21 protein-coding genes are annotated in these 23845 nt (G+C 66.6%); 8 read left to right on the forward strand and 13 right to left on the reverse strand.

The features are described from left to right. Positions 1–103: 103 nt before the first annotated feature. Positions 104–559, forward strand: coding sequence for a DUF6998 domain-containing protein (locus AC6BOR_RS13835; protein WP_498058953.1), 456 nt, complete (start codon positions 104–106; stop codon positions 557–559). Between the two features lie 47 nt (positions 560–606). Further along, positions 607–1757 (forward strand): IS3 family transposase gene (locus AC6BOR_RS13840; RefSeq protein ID WP_498058281.1). Its coding sequence is split into 2 segments (ribosomal slippage): positions 607–859 and positions 859–1757, totalling 1152 coding nucleotides; the frame shifts between segments, so codons are not numbered across the junction. Positions 1758–1874: 117 nt separating this feature from the next. On the opposite strand, the gene AC6BOR_RS13845 is transcribed toward AC6BOR_RS13840, so the two are convergent. The 3 genes from AC6BOR_RS13845 to AC6BOR_RS13855 all read right to left on the reverse strand — a co-directional run bounded on the left by AC6BOR_RS13845 (position 1875) and on the right by AC6BOR_RS13855 (position 5037). Next, positions 1875–2405 (reverse strand): hypothetical protein, encoded by a 531-nt coding sequence (locus tag AC6BOR_RS13845; RefSeq protein ID WP_498058954.1) that lies wholly within the window; start codon positions 2403–2405, stop codon positions 1875–1877. 142 nt (positions 2406–2547) lie between these two features. Next, positions 2548–3852 carry a Zn-dependent hydrolase gene (locus tag AC6BOR_RS13850; RefSeq protein WP_498058955.1) on the reverse strand — a complete coding sequence of 435 codons (1305 nt, stop codon included), beginning with the start codon at positions 3850–3852 and terminating at the stop codon, positions 2548–2550. A 312-nt stretch (positions 3853–4164) separates the two neighbouring features. After that, entirely contained in the window at positions 4165–5037 is an 873-nt protein-coding gene (locus AC6BOR_RS13855) for an adenylyl-sulfate kinase (protein ID WP_498058956.1), read from the reverse strand. 90 nt (positions 5038–5127) lie between these two features. On the opposite strand from AC6BOR_RS13855, the gene AC6BOR_RS13860 reads away from it, so the two are divergent. Together AC6BOR_RS13860 and AC6BOR_RS13865 are read left to right on the forward strand one after the other, a co-directional pair. Beyond that, positions 5128–6270 (forward strand): acyl-CoA dehydrogenase family protein, encoded by a 1143-nt coding sequence (locus AC6BOR_RS13860; RefSeq protein ID WP_498058957.1) that lies wholly within the window; start codon positions 5128–5130, stop codon positions 6268–6270. An 11-nt stretch (positions 6271–6281) separates the two neighbouring features. Continuing rightward, positions 6282–7082 carry a crotonase/enoyl-CoA hydratase family protein gene (locus tag AC6BOR_RS13865; RefSeq protein WP_498058958.1) on the forward strand — a complete coding sequence of 267 codons (801 nt, stop codon included), beginning with the start codon at positions 6282–6284 and terminating at the stop codon, positions 7080–7082. A 3-nt stretch (positions 7083–7085) separates the two neighbouring features. On the opposite strand, the gene AC6BOR_RS13870 is transcribed toward AC6BOR_RS13865, so the two are convergent. The 8 genes from AC6BOR_RS13870 to AC6BOR_RS13905 all read right to left on the reverse strand — a co-directional run bounded on the left by AC6BOR_RS13870 (position 7086) and on the right by AC6BOR_RS13905 (position 16607). Next, positions 7086–7460: a hypothetical protein gene (locus AC6BOR_RS13870; protein ID WP_498058959.1), complete on the reverse strand. Its 375-nt coding sequence runs from the start codon at positions 7458–7460 to the stop codon at positions 7086–7088. Between the two features lie 88 nt (positions 7461–7548). Continuing rightward, positions 7549–8775 carry a CaiB/BaiF CoA transferase family protein gene (locus AC6BOR_RS13875; RefSeq protein WP_498058960.1) on the reverse strand — a complete coding sequence of 409 codons (1227 nt, stop codon included), beginning with the start codon at positions 8773–8775 and terminating at the stop codon, positions 7549–7551. 176 nt (positions 8776–8951) lie between these two features. Continuing rightward, positions 8952–10151 (reverse strand): acetyl-CoA C-acetyltransferase, encoded by a 1200-nt coding sequence (locus tag AC6BOR_RS13880; protein ID WP_498058961.1) that lies wholly within the window; start codon positions 10149–10151, stop codon positions 8952–8954. A gap of 2 nt (positions 10152–10153) precedes the next feature. Continuing rightward, positions 10154–11296 (reverse strand): acyl-CoA dehydrogenase family protein, encoded by a 1143-nt coding sequence (locus AC6BOR_RS13885; RefSeq protein ID WP_498058962.1) that lies wholly within the window; start codon positions 11294–11296, stop codon positions 10154–10156. 4 nt (positions 11297–11300) lie between these two features. Further along, positions 11301–12113, reverse strand: a complete 813-nt coding sequence (locus AC6BOR_RS13890) for an HTD2 family dehydratase (RefSeq protein WP_498058963.1) — start codon at positions 12111–12113, stop codon at positions 11301–11303. Next, positions 12110–13318, reverse strand: coding sequence for a CoA transferase (locus tag AC6BOR_RS13895; RefSeq protein ID WP_498058964.1), 1209 nt, complete (start codon positions 13316–13318; stop codon positions 12110–12112). The genes AC6BOR_RS13890 and AC6BOR_RS13895 overlap by 4 nt, the downstream gene beginning before the upstream one ends. Before the next feature lie 61 nt (positions 13319–13379). Continuing rightward, positions 13380–14633 (reverse strand): acetyl-CoA C-acetyltransferase, encoded by a 1254-nt coding sequence (locus AC6BOR_RS13900; protein ID WP_498058965.1) that lies wholly within the window; start codon positions 14631–14633, stop codon positions 13380–13382. A gap of 81 nt (positions 14634–14714) precedes the next feature. After that, positions 14715–16607: an acyl-CoA dehydrogenase family protein gene (locus AC6BOR_RS13905; protein ID WP_498058966.1), complete on the reverse strand. Its 1893-nt coding sequence runs from the start codon at positions 16605–16607 to the stop codon at positions 14715–14717. Positions 16608–16813: 206 nt separating this feature from the next. Between AC6BOR_RS13905 and AC6BOR_RS13910 the strand changes: the two genes are divergently transcribed. The 3 genes from AC6BOR_RS13910 to AC6BOR_RS13920 all read left to right on the forward strand — a co-directional run bounded on the left by AC6BOR_RS13910 (position 16814) and on the right by AC6BOR_RS13920 (position 19415). Then, positions 16814–18154, forward strand: coding sequence for an L-serine ammonia-lyase (locus tag AC6BOR_RS13910; protein ID WP_498058967.1), 1341 nt, complete (start codon positions 16814–16816; stop codon positions 18152–18154). Positions 18155–18231: 77 nt separating this feature from the next. Then, positions 18232–19017, forward strand: a complete 786-nt coding sequence (locus tag AC6BOR_RS13915) for an enoyl-CoA hydratase/isomerase family protein (protein ID WP_498058968.1) — start codon at positions 18232–18234, stop codon at positions 19015–19017. Between the two features lie 68 nt (positions 19018–19085). Beyond that, positions 19086–19415, forward strand: coding sequence for a hypothetical protein (locus AC6BOR_RS13920; protein WP_498058969.1), 330 nt, complete (start codon positions 19086–19088; stop codon positions 19413–19415). A gap of 178 nt (positions 19416–19593) precedes the next feature. Here the strand turns inward: AC6BOR_RS13920 and AC6BOR_RS13925 are convergent, their stop codons facing one another. Both AC6BOR_RS13925 and AC6BOR_RS13930 read right to left on the reverse strand, forming a co-directional pair. After that, the gene (locus AC6BOR_RS13925) at positions 19594–20802 is read right to left on the reverse strand and encodes an acyl-CoA dehydrogenase family protein (protein WP_498058970.1); all 1209 of its coding nucleotides are present in this window, start codon (positions 20800–20802) and stop codon (positions 19594–19596) included. Positions 20803–20853: 51 nt separating this feature from the next. Continuing rightward, complete coding sequence (locus AC6BOR_RS13930; RefSeq protein WP_498058971.1) at positions 20854–21654, reverse strand: glycosyltransferase family 2 protein; 801 nt, start codon at positions 21652–21654, stop codon at positions 20854–20856. 100 nt (positions 21655–21754) lie between these two features. Here AC6BOR_RS13930 and AC6BOR_RS13935 point away from each other — a divergent pair, with 100 nt between their 5' ends. After that, positions 21755–23797, forward strand: a complete 2043-nt coding sequence (locus AC6BOR_RS13935) for a fused MFS/spermidine synthase (protein WP_498058972.1) — start codon at positions 21755–21757, stop codon at positions 23795–23797. The last annotated feature ends 48 nt before the right edge of the window (positions 23798–23845 follow it).

Genomic DNA, 23845 nt, shown 5'->3' on the forward strand with positions numbered 1-23845 from the left:
AGGGCCTCCGGCGGGCAGGGGATGAGCCCCTGCACCCGCTTTCGTTTTTTCCGACTTGGCATCTGCCGGCGTCGGTCCTTGGCCAAGCAAATTGGAGCCCCGCATGCCTGCCGACTGGATCGAACTCCCCGACGTCGTGAAGAAGTTCGTCTCAGCCCATGATGAAGTGAAATCGCATTACAAGGTCTTCTGCGGCGGACGTTTCAAGTTTACGCTGGACGGCAATTTCATTGGCGATCTGGGCGAGGTTTTGGCAATCGAGTATTTCGGGCTCGTGCCGCGGAGGCGCAATAGCGAAGGGATTGACGGAGACATAGGGGACCGGACAGTCCAGGTTAAGGCGACAGGCACGGGGCGAGGCCCAGCATTCCGCAACACCAAGCTGAACGCCAACCACCTGCTTTTCTTCCAAATCGACTTCGGGAATAGCCGGGCACGTGTCGTCTACAACGGACCGGAAGAACCGGTGCGCGCCCTGCTTGCTGCAAGGTGCGGTAACGGGCAGCAGAGTCTGTCACTTGGCGCGATGGAGAAACTCGATTTTGACGTGCACCCCTGAATTGGTCCCATTTTTGGGTAGAGTCCGTTTCTCGAGGAGACGGACGCATGAAGCGGAGCAGGTTTTCGGACGAGCAGATCATTGGGATCGTGAAGGAGCAGGAGGCGGGCATGGCGACTGCCGAGGTCTGCCGGCGGCACGGGATCAGTTCGGCGACGTTCTACAAATGGAAGGCCAAGTACGGTGGCCTGGAGGTGTCCGAGGCCAAGCGGCTTCGGTCGCTGGAGGATGAGAACGCCAAGCTGAAGAAGCTGCTGGCGGAGGCGATGCTGGATATCGCCGTGTTGAAAGACATCAGCTCAAAAAAATGGTGACGCCCGACGCGAAGCGGAATGCGGTCGCCCATGCCCGGGAGACGTTCGGGCTGAGCGAGCGGCGGGCGTGTCGTCTGATCGGTGTCGCGAGGCGGGTGGTTCGATATGAACCGACCCGTCCCGATGATGCTGGCTTGCGCACCAGGTTGCGTGAGCTGGCTGGCGAACGGCGGCGGTTCGGCTATCGGCGCCTGGGGTATCTGCTGGCGCGCGAAGGGCATGCGCCGAACCACAAGAAGCTCCTGCGGATCTACCGGGAAGAAGGGTTGAAGGTGCGCCGCCGTGGCGGCCGCAAGCGGGCGTTGGGCACCAGGGCACCTATGACGATGCCGCAGGGGCCGAACCAGCGCTGGTCACTCGACTTCGTCAGTGATGCGTTCGCCTGCGGCCGGCGCTTCCGCATCCTGTGCGTGGTCGACGACTTCACGCGTGAGTGCCTGGCGCTGGTGGCCGACACGTCGCTGTCCGGTGCAAGGGTGGCGCGGGAGTTGGACAGCTTGGCGGCCGTCCGCGGCAAGCCGCTGACGGTGGTCAGCGACAATGGCACCGAACTGACCTCGACCTCCATCCTGCGCTGGGCACAGGAGCGGCAGGTGGAATGGCACTACATCATGCCGGGCAAGCCGACGCAGAACGCCTTCGTGGAGAGCTTCAATGGCCGGCTGCGCGACGAATGCCTGAACGAGACCCTGTTCACATCGCTGGCGCACGCCAGATCGATCCTCGCGGCCTGGAAGCACGACTACAACACCGTCAGGCCGCACTCGAAACTGGGCGGATGCACCCCTGCCGAGATCGCCGGCCAACGGGGTTGGGGGCATGCCCCCAACCCCGTTGCCATCACATCAACCATCAGCCATCAAAGCACAGGACTCTACTTCTGATCGGTACCAATCAGGGGTGCACGTCAATTTGAACGTGCCAGACGCTGACCGTCTGCCAATGCTGCAAACCACTTTATCCGGTTGATGCAACGATCCAAATTCCAATCGCAGGTTCAGTCACTCGCGATGCATCAGATAGCGCACGATATCGTCCTGAATGCCATCAAATGAGAGGATATGTTCAGTCAGATCGCCAGTCCCGTCATTCTCCACGATATACAGCCTGATATAAGCGGTCTCGTACTCACTGGCCCGAAAGGCGGCAAAGCTCGATTGCTTCGGATAACGTCCGGGTATCAGATTGCCGGTTGCCGGCAGCACGTTGACCTCTCGCGGTCGGACAGGTGTTAACTTCCAACGCGGATCCTCAAGTCTCTCTGCAGTGAACTCGGCAACGCGATCGACGGCAAAGCGTTCCGCCGCTGCTCGATCATCAAAGTCGCGCACGCATTCGACCGATGTCAGGACGCCATCATAGTCAAATTCGGTGACATGGTCGAAAACAGCTAATCTCTTGTTGGCCAACTTGGCTCTCAAACTGGACAGGCCAGAGATCAGCGGACCTTTGCACTCAAGAATCAGCTTTCCTGAAAAGCCCGGATGGACATCCGAGAGAGAAAACATGTTGTCATCGTTGGCGGCCGTCATCTGCACAATGATCCCTTGAGCCAAAATAATGTCAATGCAGGCATTGCAGCAATCGTTCTGCTTGCAAGGAAATGCGCCATGGTTCCGGCCATGGCGCCAGACGCATGTTGGGAAGTGCCGGCTGGAGGCTGACCTGTCTCCCTCACACCCCCTTCGCGTCCACCGCCAGCAGCGTCGCCAGCAGCACGTTCGCCCCGTTGGCGCAGTCGGTCCACGGGGTCAGTTCCTTCGGCGAATGGCTGATGCCGGCGATGCTGGGCACGAAGATCATGCCCATCGGGCCCAGCTTGGCCAGCAGTTGCGCGTCGTGGCCGGCGCCGCTGGGCAGGTGGATGAAGGGCAGGCCGAGCGATGTGGCGGCGGCCTCGATATGGGCCTGCACGCGCGCATCGGCGAGGGCCGGCTCGATATGCTCGGTGAGGTGGAAGCTGATCTCCGTCCCCGTCTCGCCGGCGATCTCGCGGGCGCGGGCCTGCACGGCTTCGCCCAGCGCCGCCACCTTTTCGGCGGACAGGTCGCGCAGTTCCACCGTCATCTCCACCCGGCCGGGGATGACGTTGGGCGCATTGGGAAACACCGCCAATTGCCCCACCGTGCCCACCTGGCGGCCCGGCGCGCGCTTCACGATGGCGTCCACCGCCTCGATCAGGCGGGCGGCGGCCAGCAGCGCGTTGCGCCGGCCCGGCATCGGCGTGGTGCCGGCGTGGTTGGCAAAGCCGGTGATGGTCACATCGAAGCGGTCGATGGAAACAATCCCGTCCACCACGCCGATGGGGATGCGTTCCTTGTCGAGAATGCCGCCCTGCTCGATGTGCAGCTCCAGATAGGCGTGGATGGAGCCCGCCGGCCGCGCCGCCTCCGCCAGCCGCGCCGGATCGCCGCCAATGCGCTTCAACCCCTCCCGCAGGGTGATGCCATAATAGACGTGATCGAGTGCACCTGGCCCCAGCCGGCCGGCGAAGGCGGTGCTGCCCACGGTGCCGCCCTCCTCATTGGACCAGACCGCCAGCTCCACCGGATGGCGCGTCTTCACCTTGTGATCATCCAGCGATCGCAGCACCTCCAGCGCGCCCATCGATCCCACATCGCCATCGAAATTGCCGCCCGCCCGCACGCTGTCGATGTGTGACCCGATGATGATCGGTTTGGCGCCTTTCTCCGTCCCGGCCCGCCGCCCGATGATGTTGCCAGCCGGATCGATCACCGGATTGAGCCCCGCCTCCCGCATCAGGCCCATCACATAGGCGCGCCCGGCAACATCGGCATCGGAATAGGCGGTGCGGCTCACCCCATCGGCAAATGTCCCGCCTTCGGGCCGGCCAAAGCGGCTCAACCCCTCAAGCGTGGCCCGCAGCCGCTCGCCATCCACCAGCAAGGTGGGCGCGCCCTTGGCCGGTAAGGCCGCCGCGGCCGACCCGGCCAACATCATCCGCCGATTGAGTTCCATGGTGCGCTCCCCTTTCGCGCCGAGTGTCGCCCGCTGCGGCGGGACAAGCAAGAACTGCCTCCGTCCCGGATCAAGTCCGGGATGACGGGTGCAGGGTCGCAGACCCTGCACCCGTTCGTTTTCAAGTGCACGGTCTTGCAAGCACGTCACCCCGGCGTAAGCCGGGGCCCATCACCCATTCGCCCCGACAGGCGCGCTAATGGAGGTTGTGGTCGATGGGCCCCGGCATTCGCCGGGGTGACGATTGAGGAATTTTCGCGCTGTCTTGAATTGAACGGGTGCAGGGTCTGCGACCCTGCCCGCCGGAGGCCTCTACTTCTCCTCCACCCCAATCAACCGCCGCGCCCCATCCAGCCGCAGCACCAGCCCCGCGTGGCGCGGCGTGTCCGACAGTTGCCAGCGGGTGAGCCGCTCGTAGTGGGCGCAGAAGCGGGCGAGGGCGGCGCTGTCCATGCCCACCCGGCCGGTGGCGCGGGTGAGGCCGGCTTCCTGTTCGGCGCGCCAGCGGGGGACTGTGTTCCAATCGGGGGCGGCGAGGAAGATGAGGCCGTCGAGCATGACCCAGGCGCGTTGATAGTTGCCGGCCAGCGCCTGGTTGGCATGGGTGCGCCAGCTTGCGTCGGGGTCTTCATGGGCTTCGAGGTCGTTCACCGGTTTGGCCAGCGCGTGGGCGGGCTGGGGGCGGGCGCCGATGCACCAGCCTTCCAGGATCAGCATGTCGATGCGGGGGAAGCGGCGCCAGTGCTGGGGGGGCGCGCGATCGTCGGCCAGCTTGTCGAAAACGGGGAGGGCGACGGGCCGGCCCGAGCGCACCCGGAGCAGCACATCCAGCAGCAGCGGCAGGTCGTGCGTGCCGGGCGGGCCGCGGGTGGCGAGCAGCGGGTGGATGTGTGCCGCCAGGGCGAGGCGGCGGCGTTTCGGCAGGTAAAAATCGTCGATCGAAACGGCAACTGCAATGCGGTCACCGTGGCCGGCTGTGCGGTCACCATCGGGCGGTGCGCGGTCACCGGGCGCCCGGATGCGGTCACCGTCGGCACAGTTGCGGCCACGGTTTGACAGGCTTTGCGCCAGCCGGGCGGCCAGCGTGGACTTGCCGCTGCCCTGCGCCCCGGCCAGCCCCAGGATGAACGGCTGCGCCCCCAATTGCGGGGTCAACCAAGCGAGGGTGAGGGCGGCAGCGTCCATCGCGGCAAGGCTGCCCGGCCCCGGCAGGCGGCGCAACCCTGATGATCGGAAGGGCTTGCGCCGCCGGCGCGGCTGGGGCCTGCTGGCGCCATGCAAGATTGGCCCGATATCCGCGCCGCGGTGGCGAAACTCTGTGGGGATTTCCCCGGCGACTATTGGCGCGCCAAGGATGCCACACGCGATTATCCCACGGAATTTGTTGCAGCTTTGACCCGCGAAGGCTGGCTTTCGGCGCTGATCCCGGAAGACTATGGCGGCTCCGGCCTGCCCTTGTCGGCCGCCTGCGCCATCCTGGAGGAAATCCACGCCAGCGGCGGCAATGGCGCTGCCGCCCATGCCCAGATGTATGTGATGGGCACGCTGCTGCGCCATGGTTCGGACTCACAGAAAGCCCAATATCTTCCGGCGGTTGCACGTGGCGAGCTGCGCCTGCAGGCCTTTGGCGTGACCGAGCCGACCTCGGGCAGTGACACGCTGTCCCTGCGCACCACGGCGGTACGTGATGGTGATGATTATCTGATCAACGGCCAGAAAATCTGGACGAGCCGGGCGCGGCACAGCGATCTGATGGTGTTGCTCGCCCGCACCACGCCCAAGGATCAGGTGGCGAAGCGCACCGATGGCCTGTCGGTCTTCCTACTCGATATGCGCGATTGCCCCGGCCTGTCGATCCAACCCATTGAAACCATGATGAATCATGGCACCACCGCGGTCTTCTTTGATAATGTGCGGGTGCCCGTCGCCAACCGCATTGGGGAGGAAGGGCAGGGCTTTCGCTACATATTGTCGGGCATGAACGCCGAACGCATCCTGATTGCCGCCGAATGCATTGGCGACGCCCGCTTTTTCCTTGATCGGGCAACGGCTTACGCCCGCGAGCGCCAGGTCTTCGGCCGGCCGATCGGCCAGAATCAGGGCATCCAGTTCCCGCTGGCCATGGCGCATGCCCGCATGACCGCCGCCCGGCTGACCGTGGCCGAAGCCTGCCGCCAGTATGAAAGCGGCGCGGTGGCGGGCGCGGAGGCTAACATGGCGAAATTGCTGGCGGCCGAGGCCAGCTGGCAGGCCGGGGAGGCCGCGATGCAGACGCTGGGCGGCTTTGCCTTTGCCGCCGAATATGACATCGAACGCAAGTTCCGGGAAACACGGCTCTATCAGGTGGCGCCGGTGTCGACCAACCTGATCCTGGCCTATCTGGCCGAGCATGTGCTGGGCCTACCCAAAAGCTATTGAAAGGGTGCGTGATGAGCGAACTGGTGCTTTATCAACGGGATGGCGGCATCGTCACCCTCACGCTCAACCAGCCGGAGCTGCGCAACCCAGTCTCGGATGACGACATGGTCGATGCGATCCTGGCCGCGCTGGCCCGGCTGGAGGCCGACGCCAACGCCCGGGTGGCGATCCTCACCGGTGCCGGCAGCGCCTTTTCCAGCGGCGGCAATCTGAAGAAGATGGCGAGCGGCGACGGGCTGGCCAGCGCCAAACCGATCCAGACCCGGCGCAACTATCTCACCGGCATCCAGCGCTTGCCCCGCGCCTTTGCCGCGCTGGAAGTGCCGGTGGTGGCCGCCGTCAACGGCCCGGCCATTGGCGCCGGTTGCGATCTGGCGTGCATGTGCGACGTGCGCATCGCCGGGGAGAGTGCCAAATTTGCCGAGAGTTTCGTGAAGCTTGGCATCATTCCGGGCGACGGCGGCGCCTGGCTGCTGCCCTTCGTGGTCGGCCACGCCAAGGCCGCCGAACTGGCGCTGACTGGGGACATGGTGGACGCCGCCGAAGCGCTGCGCATCGGCCTTGTAAGCCGGGTGGTGCCCGATGCCGAGCTGCTGGACGCCGCCCGTGCCATGGCCCAGCGCATTGCCGCCAACCCGCCCCAGGCGGTGCGGATGACCAAGCGGCTGTTGTGGGAAGCCCGCACGGCCAGCCTTGATACGGTGCTGAACCTGTCGGCCGCGATGCAGGCGCTGGCCCACACCACCGCCGACAACCGCGAAGCCATGACCGCCTTCCTGGAAAAGCGGCCGCCGAATTTCAGCGGGGAATGAGGATCAGGCGCTATGTGCCGCGCGCCGGTGCAGGGCGGCAAAGCCGAACAGCACCACCACGGGCTGCGCAAAAAGCATCAGTTGGCCGAACTCCGGCCGGCTCAGCGGGTTGCCGCTGGCGAGGCTGGCCAGTTCCAGCGTGACCATGGCCAGCAACTGCATCGACAATTCGGGAGCGACGCGGCGATCCAGCCGTGTGCTTTCCAGCCAACCCAGCGCCAGGCGCAACTGGCAATAAAGGATCAGCAGCCAGCAGGCATTGCCAGGCAGGCTGGCCTCATCAATCCATGGGCCGACAAAGGCACCATGATGGGCCTGGGCCACCAGCCATGCCGACGCAAGCATGATGAAGCCGCGCCCGAACACGGCGCTGCTCATGGTGGTGGCAGTCTGAACTTGACCCTGCATTACGCCCACTATGGACGTAATTTTCATGCTGCTCAATCCGTAATTTGGTAATAAACTGTCAACCAATTGCCCCGGCGGCGCGCAGTTCCTCGGCATCGGCCCGGCCCAGCCAGTCGCCCAGCACCGATTCGGCATCCTCGCCCACGCGCGGCGGCGGGGTGCGCATCGTGGCCGGCGTGGCCGACAATTTGCCGGGATAGGCTACGCTGGGAATGCGGGCGCCGTCATGGCGCTCGAACTGATGCACGGTCTGGCGGGCGGTGACGAAGGGATCGGCAAACACATCGGAAATGCTGTTGACCGGGCCGCAGGGCACGCCGGCCGCCACCAGCCGGTCGATCAGCGGCAGGCCCTGGCAGTCGGCAACCAGCCGCTGCACTTCGGCTTCGATGGCGTCGCGGTTCCGCAACCGCTGTGCGGCGGTGACAAAGCGCGGATCATCGCCCAGCCCGGCCACGCCCATCGCGCGGCAAAAGGCGCGGAACTGGCCATCATTGCCAATCGCGATGATGATCTCCCCATCGGCCACCTTGAACACCGTATAGGGCACCACCGTCGGATGGCGGTTGCCCATGCGGCCGGGGTTCACCCCGCCCACCAGCCAGTTCATCGCCTGGTTGGCCAGGCAGGCGATCTGGGTGTCGAGCAGGCTGATGTCGATCTGCTGGCCTTCGCCGGTGCGTTCCGCATGCCGTAGCGCGGCCAGGATCGAGATGGTGGCATATAGGCCGGTGGAAAGATCGGCCATGGCAACACCGGCGCGCAGCGGCTGGCCGCCCTCCTCGCCCGTGACCGCCATGAAGCCGCCCATGCCCTGCGCCACGAAATCATAGCCGCCGCGCGCCGCATAGGGCCCTGTCTGGCCGAAACCGGTGATCGAACAATAGACAAGACTGGGCTTGACCGCCTGCAGGCTCGGCCAGTCGAGGCCATATTTCGCCAGCCCGCCAACCTTGAAATTCTCCACCACGATGTCGGCCTCCGCCGCCAGGGCGCGCAGCAGGGCGGCACCTTCGGGGTGGGCGAAATCCACTGCGATGGAGCGCTTGTTGCGGTTGGCGGCGAGATAATAGGCAGAGGTGCCGATCTCGTCCGCCCCGTCCGGGCCTTTCAGGAAGGGCGGGCCCCAGGCGCGGGTGTCATCGCCGCGGCCGGGCGCTTCCACCTTCACCACATCGGCGCCCAGATCGGCGAGCACCTGCGTGCTCCACGGCCCGGCCAGCACCCGCGACAGATCGAGCACCCTGATGCCGGCAAGCGCGGCGGCGGTTGACTGAGTCGACATGGGCGAAGGGCCTAGCCCGAAACGAGAAACGGTGCCAGTCGCGGGCAACTGGCACCGTCCTAGCCCCCGACCGGGGTTAGCTCTATGTCACCCTTATCTCTTGGCGAAAACGCGCCAAGAGTCAATTGTGACTCTGTCGCAACAGGCGTTTTGCAACTGCAATGCTTGCGGGCGACTCAAACCGCCCGTTCAAACACTGCCGCCATGCCCTGGCCGCCGCCGATGCACATGGTTTCAAGACCATAGCGCACACCGCGCCGCTGCATCTCGTGGCACATGGTGGCCAGGATACGGCCACCCGTCGCACCGATGGGATGGCCAAGGCTGATGCCCGAACCATTGACGTTCAGCTTGTCCGGATCATGCCAGCCCCAGCCCTTCAGGACGGCCAGCACCTGGGGCGCGAAGGCCTCGTTCAGCTCGACCAGATCAATGTCGCCCCAGCCCATGCCGGTGCGCGCGAACAGCCGTTCCACCGCCGGCACCGGGCCGATGCCCATGCGCGACGGATCGCAGCCCGCCGCGGCCCAGCCGGTCAGCCAGGCCATGGGCGTGAGGCCCAGCGGTTCGAGCAGTTCTTCGGCGACCACCAGGCAGGCCGACGCGCCATCATTCTGCTGGCTGGCGTTGCCGGCGGTCACCACGCCGTCCTTATCGATCGGCCGCAGCAGTGCCAGGCTTTCCGGCGTGGCATCGCCGCGAATGCCTTCATCCGCTGCAAAGACGGTCGGCGGGCCTTTCCGATTCGGAATTTCGACCGGCACCAGCTCATCGGCGAACTTGCCATCGGCCCAGGCCTTCGCGGCGCGGGCATGGCTTTGCGCGGCATAGGCATCACAGGCCTCGCGGCTGATGTCATGATCCTTCGCCAGATTGTTGGCGGTTTCGATCATGCCCGAAATCACGCCATAACGGGCGATCGGCTGGCTCATCACCCGGCCGCGCACCAGCCGGTCGTGCAGGGTCGTGCTGCCCAGCCGGGCACCATGGCGATGGTCGATGCTGTAATATTCGACGTTGGACATGCTCTCGACACCGCCAGCCACCACGATGTCAGCTGCGCCCGTCTGCACCCGCATGGCGGCATCCACCACCGCCTGCAGGCCGCTGCCACAGCGCCTATCCAGCGCCACACCCGGCACGCTTTCGGGAAAGCCCGCCGCCAGCCAGCTCCAGCGCGCCACGCACGGGCTTTCGCCGTTGGGATAGCCATGGGCGAACACCACATCATCAACGCGTTCCGGATCGATCTTCGTGCGTTCGATCAGCGCCTTCAGGATGATGGCGCCCAGTTCGCCGGCCGGAAACCCGGCGAGCGACCCGCCAAAGCGGCCAACGCCGGTGCGGATGGGCGAAACAATGGCGGCACGACGCATGATCAAACTCCCCGCAACATGGCCTTGGCAATGATGGTCTGCTGGATCTGGCTGGTGCCCTCATAGATGCGCAGCAGCCGCACATCGCGATAGAAACGCTCCACCTTGTATTCGGCCATGTAACCGGCGCCGCCGTGGATCTGCACCGCCTTGTCGGCAATGCGGCCCACCGCCTCGCTGGCGTGCAGCTTCAGCACCGAACATTCGCGGTTCGCCGCCTGCCCGGCATCAAAGCGGGCGGCGGTGCGTTCCAGCAGCGCCTCGCTGGTCAGCCGGTCCACCTCCATGTCGGCCAGCATGGCCTGCACCAGCTGGAACTGGCTGATCGCCTGGCCGAACTGTTCACGTTGCTGGGCATAGGCAAGGCTGGTCTCGATCAACCGGTCGGCCATGCCCAGCGCCACCGCGGCGATGTGGATACGGCCGCGGTCCAGCACCTTCATGGCGGTGCGGAACCCCTGGCCGGGCACGCCGCCGATGATGTTGGCCGCCGGCACCAGCACATCGTCCAGGATCACGTCACAGGTCTTGGCGCCGCGCTGGCCCATCTTGCGGTCGGGCTTGCCCAGCGAAATGCCGGGGCTGTCGGCCGGCACGATGAAGGCGGAAATGCCGGCCGCGCCCTTCACCTGCGCGTCGGTGCGGGCCATCAGGGTGAACACCGTGGCGCGCGGCGCATTGGTGATATAGCGCTTGGTGCCGCTGATCCGGTAGAAATCGCCGTCGCGCACGGCTTGGGCCCGCAGGGAGGCGGCATCCGATCCGGCGCCGGGTTCGGTCAGGGCAAAGCTGGCAATCGCCTCACCGGTGGCGAACTTCGGCAGCCATTCGGCCTTCTGTTCGGGCGTGCCGTCGATCATGATCCCCTGGCTGCCGATGCCCACCGTGGTGCCGATCAGGCTGCGGAAGGTGATGCTGGCCCGGCACAGGGTGCGCACCAGCTGCGCCTCCTCGGCCATGGTCAGGCCCAGGCCGCCATAAGCCTCCGGCACGGAAAGGCCGAACAAGCCCATGGCCTTGAACTCGGCAACAATGTCGGCGGGAATGTCGTCGCCATCCTCCACCGCATCCTCGGCCGGGATCAGCCGTTCCTCGACATAACGGGCCAGCTGGTCTTTCAGCAGGCCAAAGGTTTCAGCGTCCATCGTCTCATCCAGCCGTTGCGGTCATCGCCAGCGTGCCATCGCAGCGCCGCGCCGCCAAGCCATCTTCGCCGGCCACCAGCGTGATCGGCTGGCCGGCAAACAGCGGCGCCTGGGCGCGGAAGCAAAACTGCCGGGCCGGGCCATGGCGCCGTTCCCACAGACCAAGCAATTGCGCCGCGACCAGCGGGCCGTGGACAACCAGGCCGGGATAAAACTCCACCGCACTGGCATAGGGCGCATCATAATGGATGCGGTGGCCATTGGCGGTGGCGGCGGAAAACAGGAAAAGCTGCACCGGATCGGGCGTGAACACGGCATCGCCCATGGGCGGCGGACTGGCCGGCACGGGCATTGGCGGTTGTGGCAATTGGGCCGGGCCATCATCGCGCCACACGATGGTCTGCACCTCCTCCAGCGCCTTCTCGCCCTCCTGCCAGATCGTCACCCATACCCGGCCCAGCAGCAGGGGCCCGCTTTTGCCCTGCTTGGGCGTCAGCTGGTCCAGCACGCGCATCTGTACGGCCGGCATGCCCGCGATCAGCGGGCGGTGAAAGCGATAGTCGGCCCCGGCAAACATGCGGCGCGGCAGGCTGACCGGCGGGAAGAAACCGCCACGCGCCGGATGGCCATCGGGCCCGCGCGGGCCCGGCGGTGGCAGGAACAGCGCCAGATGGCCCAGCGGCGGCCAGCCCAGGCTTTCCGCATCCCAGCCCAGCGCTTCGGCCAACCGCAGCACGTCGGGCCCGTGCAGCACCTCTTCCCGCCATTCGGCCTTGCCGCACCAGCCCTGCCAATGGGCGAGATCAGCGGGCGTCATGCCACCAGCCCCGCATCATGCAGCCGGCCAATGGCGCCGCTGCCCAGCCCGAGCAACTCGGCCAGCACGGCATCCGTGTCCGCCCCCAGTTTCGGCGCGGGCCGCACGGCCCCACGCGCCTCCCCCGCCAGTGTCGCGGCCGGGCCGGCCGCCGGATAGGTCAGGCCGGAGCGGTGGGTGATGGTCTGGAACTGCGGGTTGGCGGTGAACAGCCGGGCATCGCCGCGCACCGCCTCGGCCAGCGATTGATAGGGGCCCCAGGTCACCCCGGCGGCATCGAGCAGCGGGCCAAGTTCCGCCAGGGTCCGCTTGGCGATGGCCGCTTCGAACAGCGGAAACAGCCGGGCGCGGTGGGTGAAGCGCGCGCCCTCGTCCCGCGCGAAATCCGCCCCTGTGCTGGCCTCCACCGCCGCAATGGCGTTGGCCAGATCCAGCGCCTGCACCAGCCCGCGCCATTGCTTCGGCGTGATCGCCACCAGATAGACACGTGTGCCATCGGCGGTGGCGAAATCCCGGCCAAAGGCACCGAACAGATCATTGCCCAGCCTGCCGCGGTCGCCGTGCAGCAGCGCCTCCGCGGCAAATCCCAGGTGCGACAGGGAGGTCGCGGCCAGATCAGACAATGGCACCCGGATTTCGGCGCCTTCGCCCGTCTGCCGCCGCCGATACAGCGCGCTGACCATGGCAAAGGCCGCCCAGGCCCCGCCGAGCAGATCCCAGGCCGGCAGCACGGCATTGACCGGGCGGTCATCCCCCACCGGCCCTGTCATCCCCGGCACGCCCACGGCGGCGTTGACGGTATAATCCAGCGCCGGCTTGCCATCGGCCCAGCCCATGATGCGCGCGGTGATGATATCCGGCCGCCGCGCGGCAAGCGCTTTGTGGGACAGAAAGCCATCGACCGGAAAATTGGTCAGGAACAGGCCCTTGTCGCCCCCCGGCGCGGTGGCCAGCGCCTGCGCCAGTTCCCGCCCTTCGGGCCGCGCCAGATCGATCTGGATGGATCGCTTCTCTTTGTTCAGCCCTTCCCAATAGAGGCTGTCACCGCCGGCGCTCAGCGGCCAGCGCTGGTGGTCCGGCCCGCCGCCAATCTGGTCGATGCGGATGACCTCGGCCCCCATCTGCGCCAGATAGAGCCCGCCTGTCGGCCCGGCGACGAACGCCGCCGCCTCCACCACGGTGAGGCCGGAGAGAAGATTGTACACGCAAACCCTCTCCCGGCTCGCTGCGCTCGCCACCCTCTCCCCGAACGGGAGAGGGGGGTGATCAGACGCGTTCGATGATGATGGCCGGCGCCATGCCGCCCGCGGCACACATCGTCACCAGTCCGCGCTTCAGGTCGCGGCGCTCCAGTTCATCCAGCACGGTGCCGATCAGGATTGAGCCGGTCGCGCCGATCGGATGGCCCAGCGCGATGGCGCCGCCGTTCACATTCACCTTGTCGCGATCCAGCTTCAGATCACGGATGAATTTTTCCGCCACCACGGCAAAGGCTTCGTTGATTTCCCACAGGTCGATATCGTCCACGGTCAGGCCGGCCTTGGCCAGCACCTTGCGGGCGGCCGGCACCGGGGCGTTGAGCATCAGCGTCGGGCAATCGCCCATGTTGGCCATCGCCACCACGCGGGCGCGCGGCTTCAGGCCATTCTTCTCGGCATAGGCCTTGCTGGCCAGCAGCACGGCCGCCGCGCCATCGACCACGCCCGACGAGTTGCCGGCATGGTGCATATGCTCGATCTTCAGATCGGGATATTTGGCGTTGATCAGCTTGCGGAAGGTGGTGCCGGCCTGGTCCAGCGGCATGTCGGCCAGCTTGGCAAAGCTCGGCTCCAGCTGCGACAGGCCTTCCATCGTGGTCTGCGGGCGCGGGAACTCCTCGCGATCCAGCGCCAGCGTGCCATCCTCGCGATAGACCGGAATGACGCTCTTGGCGAAGCGGCCTTCGGCGATGGCCACGGCCGCACGCTTCTGGCTTTCCAGGCCCAACGCGTCGACATCCTGGCGGCTGATGCCCTCCATGCTGGCGATGGCATCACCGCACACGCCCTGGTGGCTCTGCGGGTGGTGGCGCTGCAACCGGGCGTTGCCGCTGCCCATCATCATCGGCGGCAGGCCGGCGGCGCGCTCTTCCTGGGCCATGGTGGCAGTATAGCTCATCATTTCGGTGCCGCCGGCGATCAGCAGATCTTCCATGCCGCTCATGATCTGCGCGGCGGCCAGGTTCACCGAGGTGATGCCACCGCCGCAAAACCGGTCCAGCGTCATGCCGCTGGCCTTCAGGTCGTAACCAGCATCCAGCGCCGCCATGCGGCCGAGGTCGCCGCCCTGCCGGCCCTTCTGGGTGGAGGTGGACCAGATGATGTCATCCACTTCGGCGGTGTTGAGCGCATTGCGGTCGGCCACGGCCTTCAGCACGGCGGCGGCGAGATGCTGGGGGTGCATGTCGGCCAGCGACCCCTTGCCAAGCTTGCCAATGCCGCGCGGGGTGCGCACGGCGTCGATGATATAGGCTTCAGCCATCGTCGTGTCTCCTGTGGTCTGGAACGTGGCGCACCCTGCGCCGCCGGCCGAGCCGCGTCGATTGCGGTTTTTGCCAGTCTGTCAGCGCACACCCAATCCCCGCGCGATGATGCCGCGCAAAATCTCCCGGGTGCCGCCGCGCAGCGAAACCATCGGCGCGATGTGGATGGTGGCGTTCAGCGTGGCGATCAGGCTGGCCGGCGCGTCGCCGGGCAACAGGGCGCGGGCAATGTCGGGGATGGATTGTTCGAACGTGGCGCCCAGATCCTTCACCATCGCCGCTTCCAGCGCCGGATCCTCGCCGGCTTCCAGCAGGGCGGCCATCCCGCGCGCCATCTGGCGCAGCACCATCAGATGCGCGGTCAGGCGGCCGATCGGGGCATGCGCTGCGGCCGGCGCCTTGGGCCCCAGCGCCCGCACCAGCTCCTCCAGCAGCACAAGGGTCGACAGGAAGCGTTCCGGGCCGGAGCGTTCATAGGCCAGCTCGCTCATCACCTGGGCCCAGCCATTGCCCTCGGCCCCCACCAGCGCATCGGCGCCCACGAACACATCATCGAAATGCACTTCGTTGAAATGATGTTCGCCCATCAGATCGATGATCGGCCGGATGCTCAGGCCCGACGAGTCCATCGGCACCAGCAGCTGTGACAGGCCCTCATGCCGTTGCCCGTCACCCGTGCGGCAGAGCAGCAGCATCAGCTGCGCCTTGTGGGCATAGGTGGTCCACAGCTTGGTGCCGCTGATCCGCCAGCCGCCGTCCACGGCGCGGGCGCGGGTGGAAAGGGCGGCCAGGTCCGATCCCGCGCCGGGTTCGCTCATGCCGATGCAGGCATAAAGTTCGCCGCGCGCGATGGCCGGCAGATGGCGCGCCTGCTGTTCGGGGGTGCCATATTTGAGCAGCAGCGGCCCGGTCTGCCGATCGGCGATCCAGTGCGCCGCCACCGGCGCACCGGCAGCCAGCAGCTCCTCGATCACCACCAGCCGGTCGAGCGCGCTCTTCTCATGCCCGCCAACCGCCTTTGGCCAGGTCATCCCCAGCCAGCCGCGCCGGCCCAGCTGGCGGCTGAAATCCGGGCTGTGGCCGTTCCAGCTGTGGGCGCGGGTTTCCGGCGGCAGGCCGGCCAGCGCCCCGGCCAGAAAGGCCCGCACCTCGGCCCGCAGTGCGGCCTGCGCCGGCTGTTCGGCCACGGCCGGAAAACGAAAACGCTCGCCGGGCGGGATGGCCGCCTGGCCGCCGCTCGTCGTGGCTTCGCGCGTTGCCAGCGCCCACACGCTGCCGCCGGCCAGCGCGGCGGCGCCCAGCGTGGCGTGATGCTGATGCTCGGCGCCGGCCCGGTCCCGCCATTGCCACAGCGCGCGGGTGAACAGGTGCAGGCGATGCTCCGCCGTCACGCCGATGGCGCCGTGCAGTTGGTGGGCCAGCGCCGCCACGATGCCCGCCGCCTCGCTGGCGCGCGCCTTGGCGGCGGCAACGGCCAGCGCCGCACTCGCCGGATGGGCCAGCGCCAGCGCGGCAAGGTTGGCCGCCGCGCCGGCCGCAGCGGTTTCGGCCGCCATGATGGCAAGGCTGTGCTGCACCGCCTGGTTCCTGGCCAGCGGCTTGCCGAACTGCTGGCGGGTCTGCGTCCATTCCAGCGTCATGTCCAGCACGCTGTCCATCAGCCCGGCCAGCTTGGCGCTGGCCAGCGCCGGGGTCCACAAATTGGGATCGCAGTGCGGCGCGTGCAGCAGCATGGCGGCCGACAGCCGCCACGGCGCACCAACCCGGCCATGGGCCCGGGTGATGGCCATCACGCTCAAGGGGTCCAGCGCCAGGCCGCCATGGGCTTCGCTGGCCAGCGCCAACGGCAGGCCGGCATCAACCAGCGCCTGCCAGCCATCCTCATTGTGGCCAGCGCGCGCCTGCCGCAGCCGCTCATCGGTCGCCTCGCGCGCCAGCAGCCGGGCCATCTGATCGATCAGCACATCGTCCATGCCCGCCATGCTGGACCGGATGCGCGCGCTTTGCCAGCTCTCCTGTCCTACAGGGGCAAAATCTGTCATGGTCGCAAATGGCGGGCGGTCTTGGCATTTCGCGCGCAAAATCAACGCTGAATCCCGCAATTTTCGTCAATTGTGTCAAATCGGGCCGATCAGCAGAGGGCTGGACATTGCCATCACCCGTGCCACACCCTGCCGCCATGCTTTCGGTGCTCGACATGTTTCGGGTGGGGGTGGGCCCATCCAGTTCGCACACGGTGGGGCCCATGCGCATCGCGGCGCGCTGGCGGCGCGGCCTTCGTGACTGGCCTGCCGGTGCCCGGGTGGTGGTGACGCTGCAAGGCAGCCTCGCCTTCACCGGGCTGGGCCATGGCACGCTGCGCGCCGCCGCGCTGGGCCTGTTGGGGCATGAACCGGAGACGTTTGACGGCGGCCGCGCCGAAGCCGATCTGGCGGCGCTGACGGCCAGCGGCGAACTGGCGCCGGGCTTGGGCTTTGATCCGGCGGCCGACATTCACCTCGATCACGTGACCCGCGATCTCCTCCACCCCAATGCCATGCGGCTGGCGCTCTGGGCAGATGGGGCGGAATGGCGCGGGGAGGATTGGTTTTCCACCGGCGGCGGCTTTATCGCCAGCCGCCGCCAGCTGGAAGCGCCGGCCCCCGCCGACCGGGTCGCGGCCGGGCATGACGTGCCTTATCCCTTCACCAGCGCTGCCGAGCTTCTGGCCATCGCGGCGCAACACGGCCTCAGCCTCGATGCCATCGTGCTCGCCAACGAGGATGCGATCCGCCCCCGCGCCGAAACCCTGGCCGGGTTGACCCAGGTGGCCGAGGTGATGCTGGCCTGCATCGTCCGCGGGCTGGAGACAGACGGCATTTTGCCCGGCGGCCTGAAGGTGGAGCGGCGCGCGCCGCTGCTGTGGCGGCAGCTGCGCAAGGGCCAGGGCGCCAACGAGCCGGAGCGTCTGTTCGATTGGCTCAACGTGTTTGCCATGGCGGTGAACGAGGAAAATGCCGCTGGCGGCCAGGTGGTGACGGCACCCACCAATGGCGCGGCCGGCGTGCTGCCGGCGGTGATGCGCCATTATTGCGAGACGCCGGAACAGCGGCAGCGCTTCCTTTTGACGGCCGGCGCCATCGGCCTGCTCTACAAGAGCCGGGCCTCCATCTCCGGCGCGGAAATGGGCTGCCAGGGGGAGGTTGGCGTCGCCTGCTCGATGGCGGCGGCCGGGCTGGCCGCGGTGTGGAACGCCAGCCCGCAACAGGTCGCCAACGCCGCCGAGATCGGCATGGAGCATAATCTGGGCCTGACCTGCGATCCGGTCGGTGGGCTGGTGCAGATCCCCTGCATCGAACGCAACGCGATCGGCGCAGTGAAGGCAGCGAACGCGGCGCGGCTGGCGCTGCACCGGCCGGGGCAGGGGCGGGTGAGCCTGGATCAGGTGATCGAGACGATGCGCCAGACCGGGATCGACATGAGCCACAAATACAAGGAAACCAGCCAGGGCGGTTTGGCGGTGAATGTTGTCGAGTGTTGAGAAGCTTGGTCAGCCAAACCGCCCTGACTGCTGGGGATTTTGGGGCGGCCTGGCCGTGAACGTGGTGGAGTGCTGAGATGGCGGTGCAGCTGGAGGTGACGGACGGGATTGCGGTCATCAGCCTGGCGCGGCCCGAACGGCGCAACGCGCTGACCCAGGCCATGCTGATGGAATTGGAGCAGCTGGCCGACGCCATGCGGGGGCGCGGCGATGTGCGCGCCGTGGTGCTGCGCGGCGACGGCCGGGATTTTTCGGTGGGCGCCGATATCGGCGAGATGGAGGCGCGCATGGCCAGCCCGGCACCGCTGGCCGAGGCGCGGCGGGCGGCACAACTGGGCGCGCGGGTGATGCGCGCCGTGATGGGGATTGACCAGCCGACCGTGTGCGCCATCGAAGGCATCGCCACCGGCGGCGCGACCTGCCTTGCCACCGCCTGCGATTTCCGCATCGCCGGGGCGAGCGCCCGGCTGGGTTATGGCGAGGTGAAGATCGGCATCAACCTGATGTGGCACGCGCTGGGGCCGGTGGTGGCGCTGGTCGGGCCGGCGCGGGCCAAACGTCTGGTGATGATGGGGGCGCTGCACGGGGCGGCGGAACTGGCCGAATGGGGCCTGATCGACGAGATCGTGCCCGATGGCAGTGCCGAGGAACGGGCGCTGGCGCTCGCCGCCGAACTGGCGGCGCTGCCGCCGCTCGCCGTGCAGATGATCAAGCGCAGCATCACCGCGCTTGCCCATGCTCTGGATGCCGCCGTGCTGCATGCCGATGCCGATCAATGGCTGCTGGCGACCCAGGGCGATGATTTTGCCGAAGCAGTGGCGGCCTTCCGCGAACGGCGGCCGGGGCGCTTCACCGGAAATTGACGTGGCACGTAATTGCAGCGCTTCCGTGCGCCTGCCAGCGTGACAGCAACAACAAGGGAGTGCCGGCGATGATGCTGTTCCGGATCTGGTGTGTGCTGATCTTTGTCGCGCTGTCGGTCTACACCGCGCCGGTGTTCATGGCCGATCCCAACCTGTTTCCGCCCTTCTTCGGCGCCATCCAGGCTGGCGGCTGGCAGGGCCAGTTCAATTTCGATTTCATGTTCATGCTCACCCTGTCGGGCCTGTGGGTGGGCTGGCGCCATCGCTGGACGGCCGGCGGCAGCGCGCTGGCCCTGCTCGCCTTCCTGGGCGGTGCCAGCTTCCTCAGCGTCTATCTGCTGGTCCAGTCCCTGCGCTGCCGCGGCGATGTGCGCCTGATGCTGGTGGGTGAGCGTTGAGGCGCGATTGGCTAGCCGCTGCGCTGTCCAGCACCGGCTGAACAGGCTATGCTGATCAACGTTGCTTCTTGAACGTCGAGACCGCAGCGGGTTCCGGCGAACACCCACCAGATGTGTCACTTGTGTCCCATTTGCGCCGGCCGCGACATTCGACAAATCCGCCGCTGCCGGGGCTGGTTCAACCGTTTCGCCGCGCCAGGTATTGCCAGAGGATGCCGCGCTGGATCTCGTTGGTGCCGGCATAGATGGAGCCGGCACGGTCGTTGAAATATTTGGGGATGGCCCGCGCCGCCCAATCGGGGCCAACGCCCAGGCCATCGGTTGGCGGCACATAGCCGGGCACATCGCCGCCCGGCAGGGTGCGGTGCGGCTGGAAGATGATGGCATGGGGCAGGGCGGCCTCCACCTCCAACTCGGTCAGGCGCTGGCTGAGTTCGGTGCCGATGATCTTCAGGGCCGATGCCATCGGGCCGGGGGCTGCTCCGTTCGACAGGCCGGCGTTGAAGATCAGCTCCTGCGCGTCCAGCGCCTCGATCTCGGTGCGCAAGGCCGCCAGCCGCCCGGGCATGGCCTGGCCGGTTTCGGCAAGGTAACGCCGCAGCACATCGACCCGCTTGATCAGCGACGGGGCATAGGCATGGCCGCCGCGTTCGAATTCCATGAGATATTTGGCCACTGTCCAGCCATCGTCGATGCGGCCGACGACATTGGCCACTGGCACCCGCACCGCGTCGAAGATCACCTCGTTCTGCACATGCTCGCCCGACAATGAGATGATCGGGCGGACGCTGACCCCGGGAGACTTCATGTCGATCAGCAGGAAGCTGATGCCCAGCTGCGGCTTGTCCAGTCGGGTGGTGCGCACCAGGCAGAAGATCCAGTCGGCATAATGGGCGTGGGTGGTCCAGATCTTGCGGCCGGTGCAGACGAAGTGATCGCCATCGCGCTCCGCCTTCATCCGCAGGGAGGCGAGGTCAGATCCCGAATTGGGTTCGGAATAGCCCTGGCACCAGAAGATGTCGCCAGCCAGCATCGGCGGCAGATGGCGGCGCTTCTGCTCTTCCGTGCCATAGTGCAGCAGCACCGGGCCGCACATGCCCAGCCCCATCGGCGACAAGGGCGGCGCGCCGGCTTCGCTGGTTTCACGGGCAAAGATGTAGCGGCGGGCCACCGACCAGTCGCAGCCCCCCCATTCCACCGGCCAGCTGGGCGCCACCCAGCCCTTGGCATGGAGTTTCTTCTGCCAGGCGATGGCCACCGGCGGTGGCGCATAGACGCTGGTCATGCCGGCGGCAGCGGCCTTCAATTCTGGGGTGAGTTCGCTGGCGAGGAACTCGCGAACCTCGTCGCGGAATCTCAGATCATCGCTGCTCCAGGCCAGTTGCATCGCCGCTCTCCCTTGGCGCCACTGTGCGGGCCAGCGGTGGCGGCGCCACTGTCATTGTTCCCAGTCGCGGATGCGCAAGCCGGCTTCAAACATGCCCCTGGCCCTCAGGCGGGGCCCGAGGAAGCGATAGAAGAACCAATCCTTCACCGCATAGGGCGTGAGGGCATAGAGCAGCCGCTCGGTCAGGTTCCAGCGCACATGGCCCTTCACCTGGCGGCGCGGCGCCGGCCAGCAGACGTGATCGGTGGCATGGGTGCTGCGCCCGACTTTCAGGATGCGGTGCATCAACTCGTGATCATAGAGCACGAACGGCCAGTCATCATTCTTGGGCCCGCCAGCCGCCAGCAGCGGGGCGATGCGGAAACATTGGCCGAACGTGCCGGTGTGGCCCTGGCCGGACAACAGGCTGGCGGTGATGGCCATGCGATGGCGAATGATGCGGTTCTTCGTGCTGTCGTAGGGCCCATAGATGTCGAACGCCTGCACGCAGATGGTTTTGGGATCATCCCCAAGCAATTCATCAGCACGGCTGATATAGTGTGGCGGATAATGGGTGTCGGCATCCCAATAGGCGATGTTGGCGCAGCCTTGCTCGGCCGCGATGGCCGTGCCGCGCCGCAAGGCAAAGGTGTGGCCCTGGGCGGCCTCCGTTACCAGCATGGCGCGCGGATTGCCGGCGATCAGCCCGGCGACCAAGGCATGGCTGCCATCGGTGGAGGCGTTGTCAACGCAAATCAGCAGGATGTCATCGCGATCCTGCGCCAGCGCAGCGGCAATGGTGGGCGCGATGAAGCGCTCCTCATTGTAGAAGGCGATGATGATGGCCCATTTCGGGCGCCAGCCGCTGGTCATCGGCGTCCATTAAGGCTGCCGCGGCTGACCGGCAAGCCGCGGCGAGCGTGCCCATCCCCTTGTTGTCAGCGTTGGGTGGGTGGGCTAGCCATGGCGGCTCATGAGCCACGCCGCTTCATTCGCCCGGTCCATTTACACCCTCACCATCCTGACGGGAAGTTTCCTGCTGTTCCTGGTGCAGCCGTTGATGGGCCGCATCGTGCTCCCGGTTTTGGGCGGTTCGCCCAATGTCTGGAACATCGCGATGCTCTTTTATCAGGGCGTCCTGCTGGCCGGCTATCTTTATGCCCATGCCCTCCAGCGGCTGCCGGTGCGTCGGCAGTTGGAAATCCATCTGGCATTGTTTGCTGTCGCCGCGCTCATGCTCCCAATTGGCATGGCGGCATGGTTTCCAGCAGCGGGTGATGGCGATCCGGCACTGTGGCTGATCGGTTTGCTGGGCGCCTCTATCGGCCCGGTGTTTTTTGTCGTGTCGGCACAGGCACCATTGATGCAGGCCTGGTTCGCCCGCACCGGCGATCCGGATGCCGGCAATCCCTATTTCCTCTATGCCGCCTCCAACCTTGGCAGCTTTGCCGCGCTGATTGCCTATCCCATGCTGGTTGAACCATTGGCCGGATTGCCGGTGCAGCGCTGGGGCTGGTCGGCTGGATTTGTCGTGTTGGCCGGCCTGGTGCTCTTGTGCGGGTTGAAGGCGCGGCACGGTGCGGCGGTCTCCGCGACATCGGCCTATCCCACCCGTTGGCGAGAGCGGTTGCGGTGGGCAGGGTTCGCCGCGGTGGCCTCGGGCCTGCTGCTCTCCACCACCACCCACCTTACCACTGATCTCATGGCTATGCCGCTGCTTTGGGTGGTGCCCCTGGCCATCTATCTGCTGAGCTTTGTGATCGGCTTTTCCGATGCGGGGCCGCGGGTGACGGCGCTGGCAGTGCGGCTTTCCCCCTGGCTGTTGCTGATCATTGGTGGACCGATGTTCATGGCGGGAAAGGGGCCCGGGTTCAGCGTTGCGCTGGCGCTGGCCGGTCTTGTCCTGCTGCTCATCATCACGCTGGCGTTGCACGGCACGTTAGCGATGGAACGGCCGCCGGCAGAGGGGCTCACCAGTTTTTACCTGTGGCTGTCGGTGGGCGGCGCAGTTGGAGGGTTGTTTTGCGCGTTGCTGGCGCCAATGCTGTTCAGCTGGCCGTGGGAGCATCCATTGTTGCTCGTTACGGCTGCACTGCTGCTGCCTTGGCCTGGCGCTGGCCCATTGCGTCGATTTGGTCCGGCCCTGCTGCTGTTGGTGGCGATGGCCGCCACCGGTGGTCTGGACCGGGTGAAGGCGGTGCGCGGCGGGGAGCATGTGCGCAGCTTTTTCGGGGTTTACAGCGTGTACGACAGTCGGGACGGCCGGCTGCGCTATCTTCGGCACGGCACCACCGTCCACGGGGTGCAGTCGCTGGTGCCCAAACTGGCCCGCGAACCCATGACTTACTATGTACCGGGCAGTGGGGTGGGCAGGGCGATGCTGGCGGCTCCGGCACTGTTTGGCCGTGGTGCCCGTATCGGCGTGGTCGGGCTTGGGGCCGGAACGTTGGCCTGCTATGCCAAGGCTGGCCAGCGCTGGACCATGTTTGAGATTGATCCGGCCGTCGTGGCCATTGCACGGCGCGATTTCACCTATCTCAGCAATTGTGCGCCGGATGCCCGCATGGTCGTGGGCGATGCCCGCCTCACACTGCAAGCCGAAGCGCCGGCCAGCCTGGATCTGCTGGCAGTCGACGCCTTTTCGTCTGACTCCATCCCGCTGCACATGATGACCCGTGAGGCGCTTGGCGTTTATGGCCGGGTGCTGAGCCGTGATGGCCTGTTGCTGATCCATATCACCAATCGCTTCCTTGATCTGGAACCGGTCGTGGCGGCGTTGGCTGCCGATGGGGGTTGGCAGGTGCGGGTGTTGCGTTATCAGCCCGGTACTGCCGATACGCCGGCACTGGTTTCGGCCCGGTCAACCTGGGTGGCCCTCTCACGTGATCCGGCGCGGCTGGATGCGTTCACGGCTGCCGGCGGCGCTTGGCGGCCACTTCCGCCGCCGGCCGGAGCGCCGGTCTGGCATGATGATTTCGCCTCCGTGCTGCCGGTTTTGCGCTGGCGGGAGGATTGAGCGCGAATTCGCGGATTGTCTGGCACGGTGAGTGCCATTAGGGAGAGG

This window comes from Sandarakinorhabdus sp. FBCC-B8862 (assembly GCF_059745315.1).

What these genes read in the sequence shown, in the direction of transcription:
- AC6BOR_RS13835 (WP_498058953.1), top strand. Translation starts at nt 104, where the DNA reads ATGCCTGCCGACTGGATCGAACTCCCCGACGTCGTGAAGAAGTTCGTC.
- AC6BOR_RS13845 (WP_498058954.1), bottom strand. Translation starts at nt 2,405, where the DNA reads ATGACGGCCGCCAACGATGACAACATGTTTTCTCTCTCGGATGTCCAT.
- AC6BOR_RS13850 (WP_498058955.1), bottom strand. Translation starts at nt 3,852, where the DNA reads ATGGAACTCAATCGGCGGATGATGTTGGCCGGGTCGGCCGCGGCGGCC.
- AC6BOR_RS13855 (WP_498058956.1), bottom strand. Translation starts at nt 5,037, where the DNA reads ATGGACGCTGCCGCCCTCACCCTCGCTTGGTTGACCCCGCAATTGGGG.
- AC6BOR_RS13860 (WP_498058957.1), top strand. Translation starts at nt 5,128, where the DNA reads ATGCAAGATTGGCCCGATATCCGCGCCGCGGTGGCGAAACTCTGTGGG.
- AC6BOR_RS13865 (WP_498058958.1), top strand. Translation starts at nt 6,282, where the DNA reads ATGAGCGAACTGGTGCTTTATCAACGGGATGGCGGCATCGTCACCCTC.
- AC6BOR_RS13870 (WP_498058959.1), bottom strand. Translation starts at nt 7,460, where the DNA reads ATGAGCAGCGCCGTGTTCGGGCGCGGCTTCATCATGCTTGCGTCGGCA.
- AC6BOR_RS13875 (WP_498058960.1), bottom strand. Translation starts at nt 8,775, where the DNA reads ATGTCGACTCAGTCAACCGCCGCCGCGCTTGCCGGCATCAGGGTGCTC.
- AC6BOR_RS13880 (WP_498058961.1), bottom strand. Translation starts at nt 10,151, where the DNA reads ATGCGTCGTGCCGCCATTGTTTCGCCCATCCGCACCGGCGTTGGCCGC.
- AC6BOR_RS13885 (WP_498058962.1), bottom strand. Translation starts at nt 11,296, where the DNA reads ATGGACGCTGAAACCTTTGGCCTGCTGAAAGACCAGCTGGCCCGTTAT.
- AC6BOR_RS13890 (WP_498058963.1), bottom strand. Translation starts at nt 12,113, where the DNA reads ATGACGCCCGCTGATCTCGCCCATTGGCAGGGCTGGTGCGGCAAGGCC.
- AC6BOR_RS13900 (WP_498058965.1), bottom strand. Translation starts at nt 14,633, where the DNA reads ATGGCTGAAGCCTATATCATCGACGCCGTGCGCACCCCGCGCGGCATT.
- AC6BOR_RS13905 (WP_498058966.1), bottom strand. Translation starts at nt 16,607, where the DNA reads ATGGACGATGTGCTGATCGATCAGATGGCCCGGCTGCTGGCGCGCGAG.
- AC6BOR_RS13910 (WP_498058967.1), top strand. Translation starts at nt 16,814, where the DNA reads ATGCTTTCGGTGCTCGACATGTTTCGGGTGGGGGTGGGCCCATCCAGT.
- AC6BOR_RS13915 (WP_498058968.1), top strand. Translation starts at nt 18,232, where the DNA reads ATGGCGGTGCAGCTGGAGGTGACGGACGGGATTGCGGTCATCAGCCTG.
- AC6BOR_RS13920 (WP_498058969.1), top strand. Translation starts at nt 19,086, where the DNA reads ATGATGCTGTTCCGGATCTGGTGTGTGCTGATCTTTGTCGCGCTGTCG.
- AC6BOR_RS13925 (WP_498058970.1), bottom strand. Translation starts at nt 20,802, where the DNA reads ATGCAACTGGCCTGGAGCAGCGATGATCTGAGATTCCGCGACGAGGTT.
- AC6BOR_RS13930 (WP_498058971.1), bottom strand. Translation starts at nt 21,654, where the DNA reads ATGACCAGCGGCTGGCGCCCGAAATGGGCCATCATCATCGCCTTCTAC.
- AC6BOR_RS13935 (WP_498058972.1), top strand. Translation starts at nt 21,755, where the DNA reads ATGAGCCACGCCGCTTCATTCGCCCGGTCCATTTACACCCTCACCATC.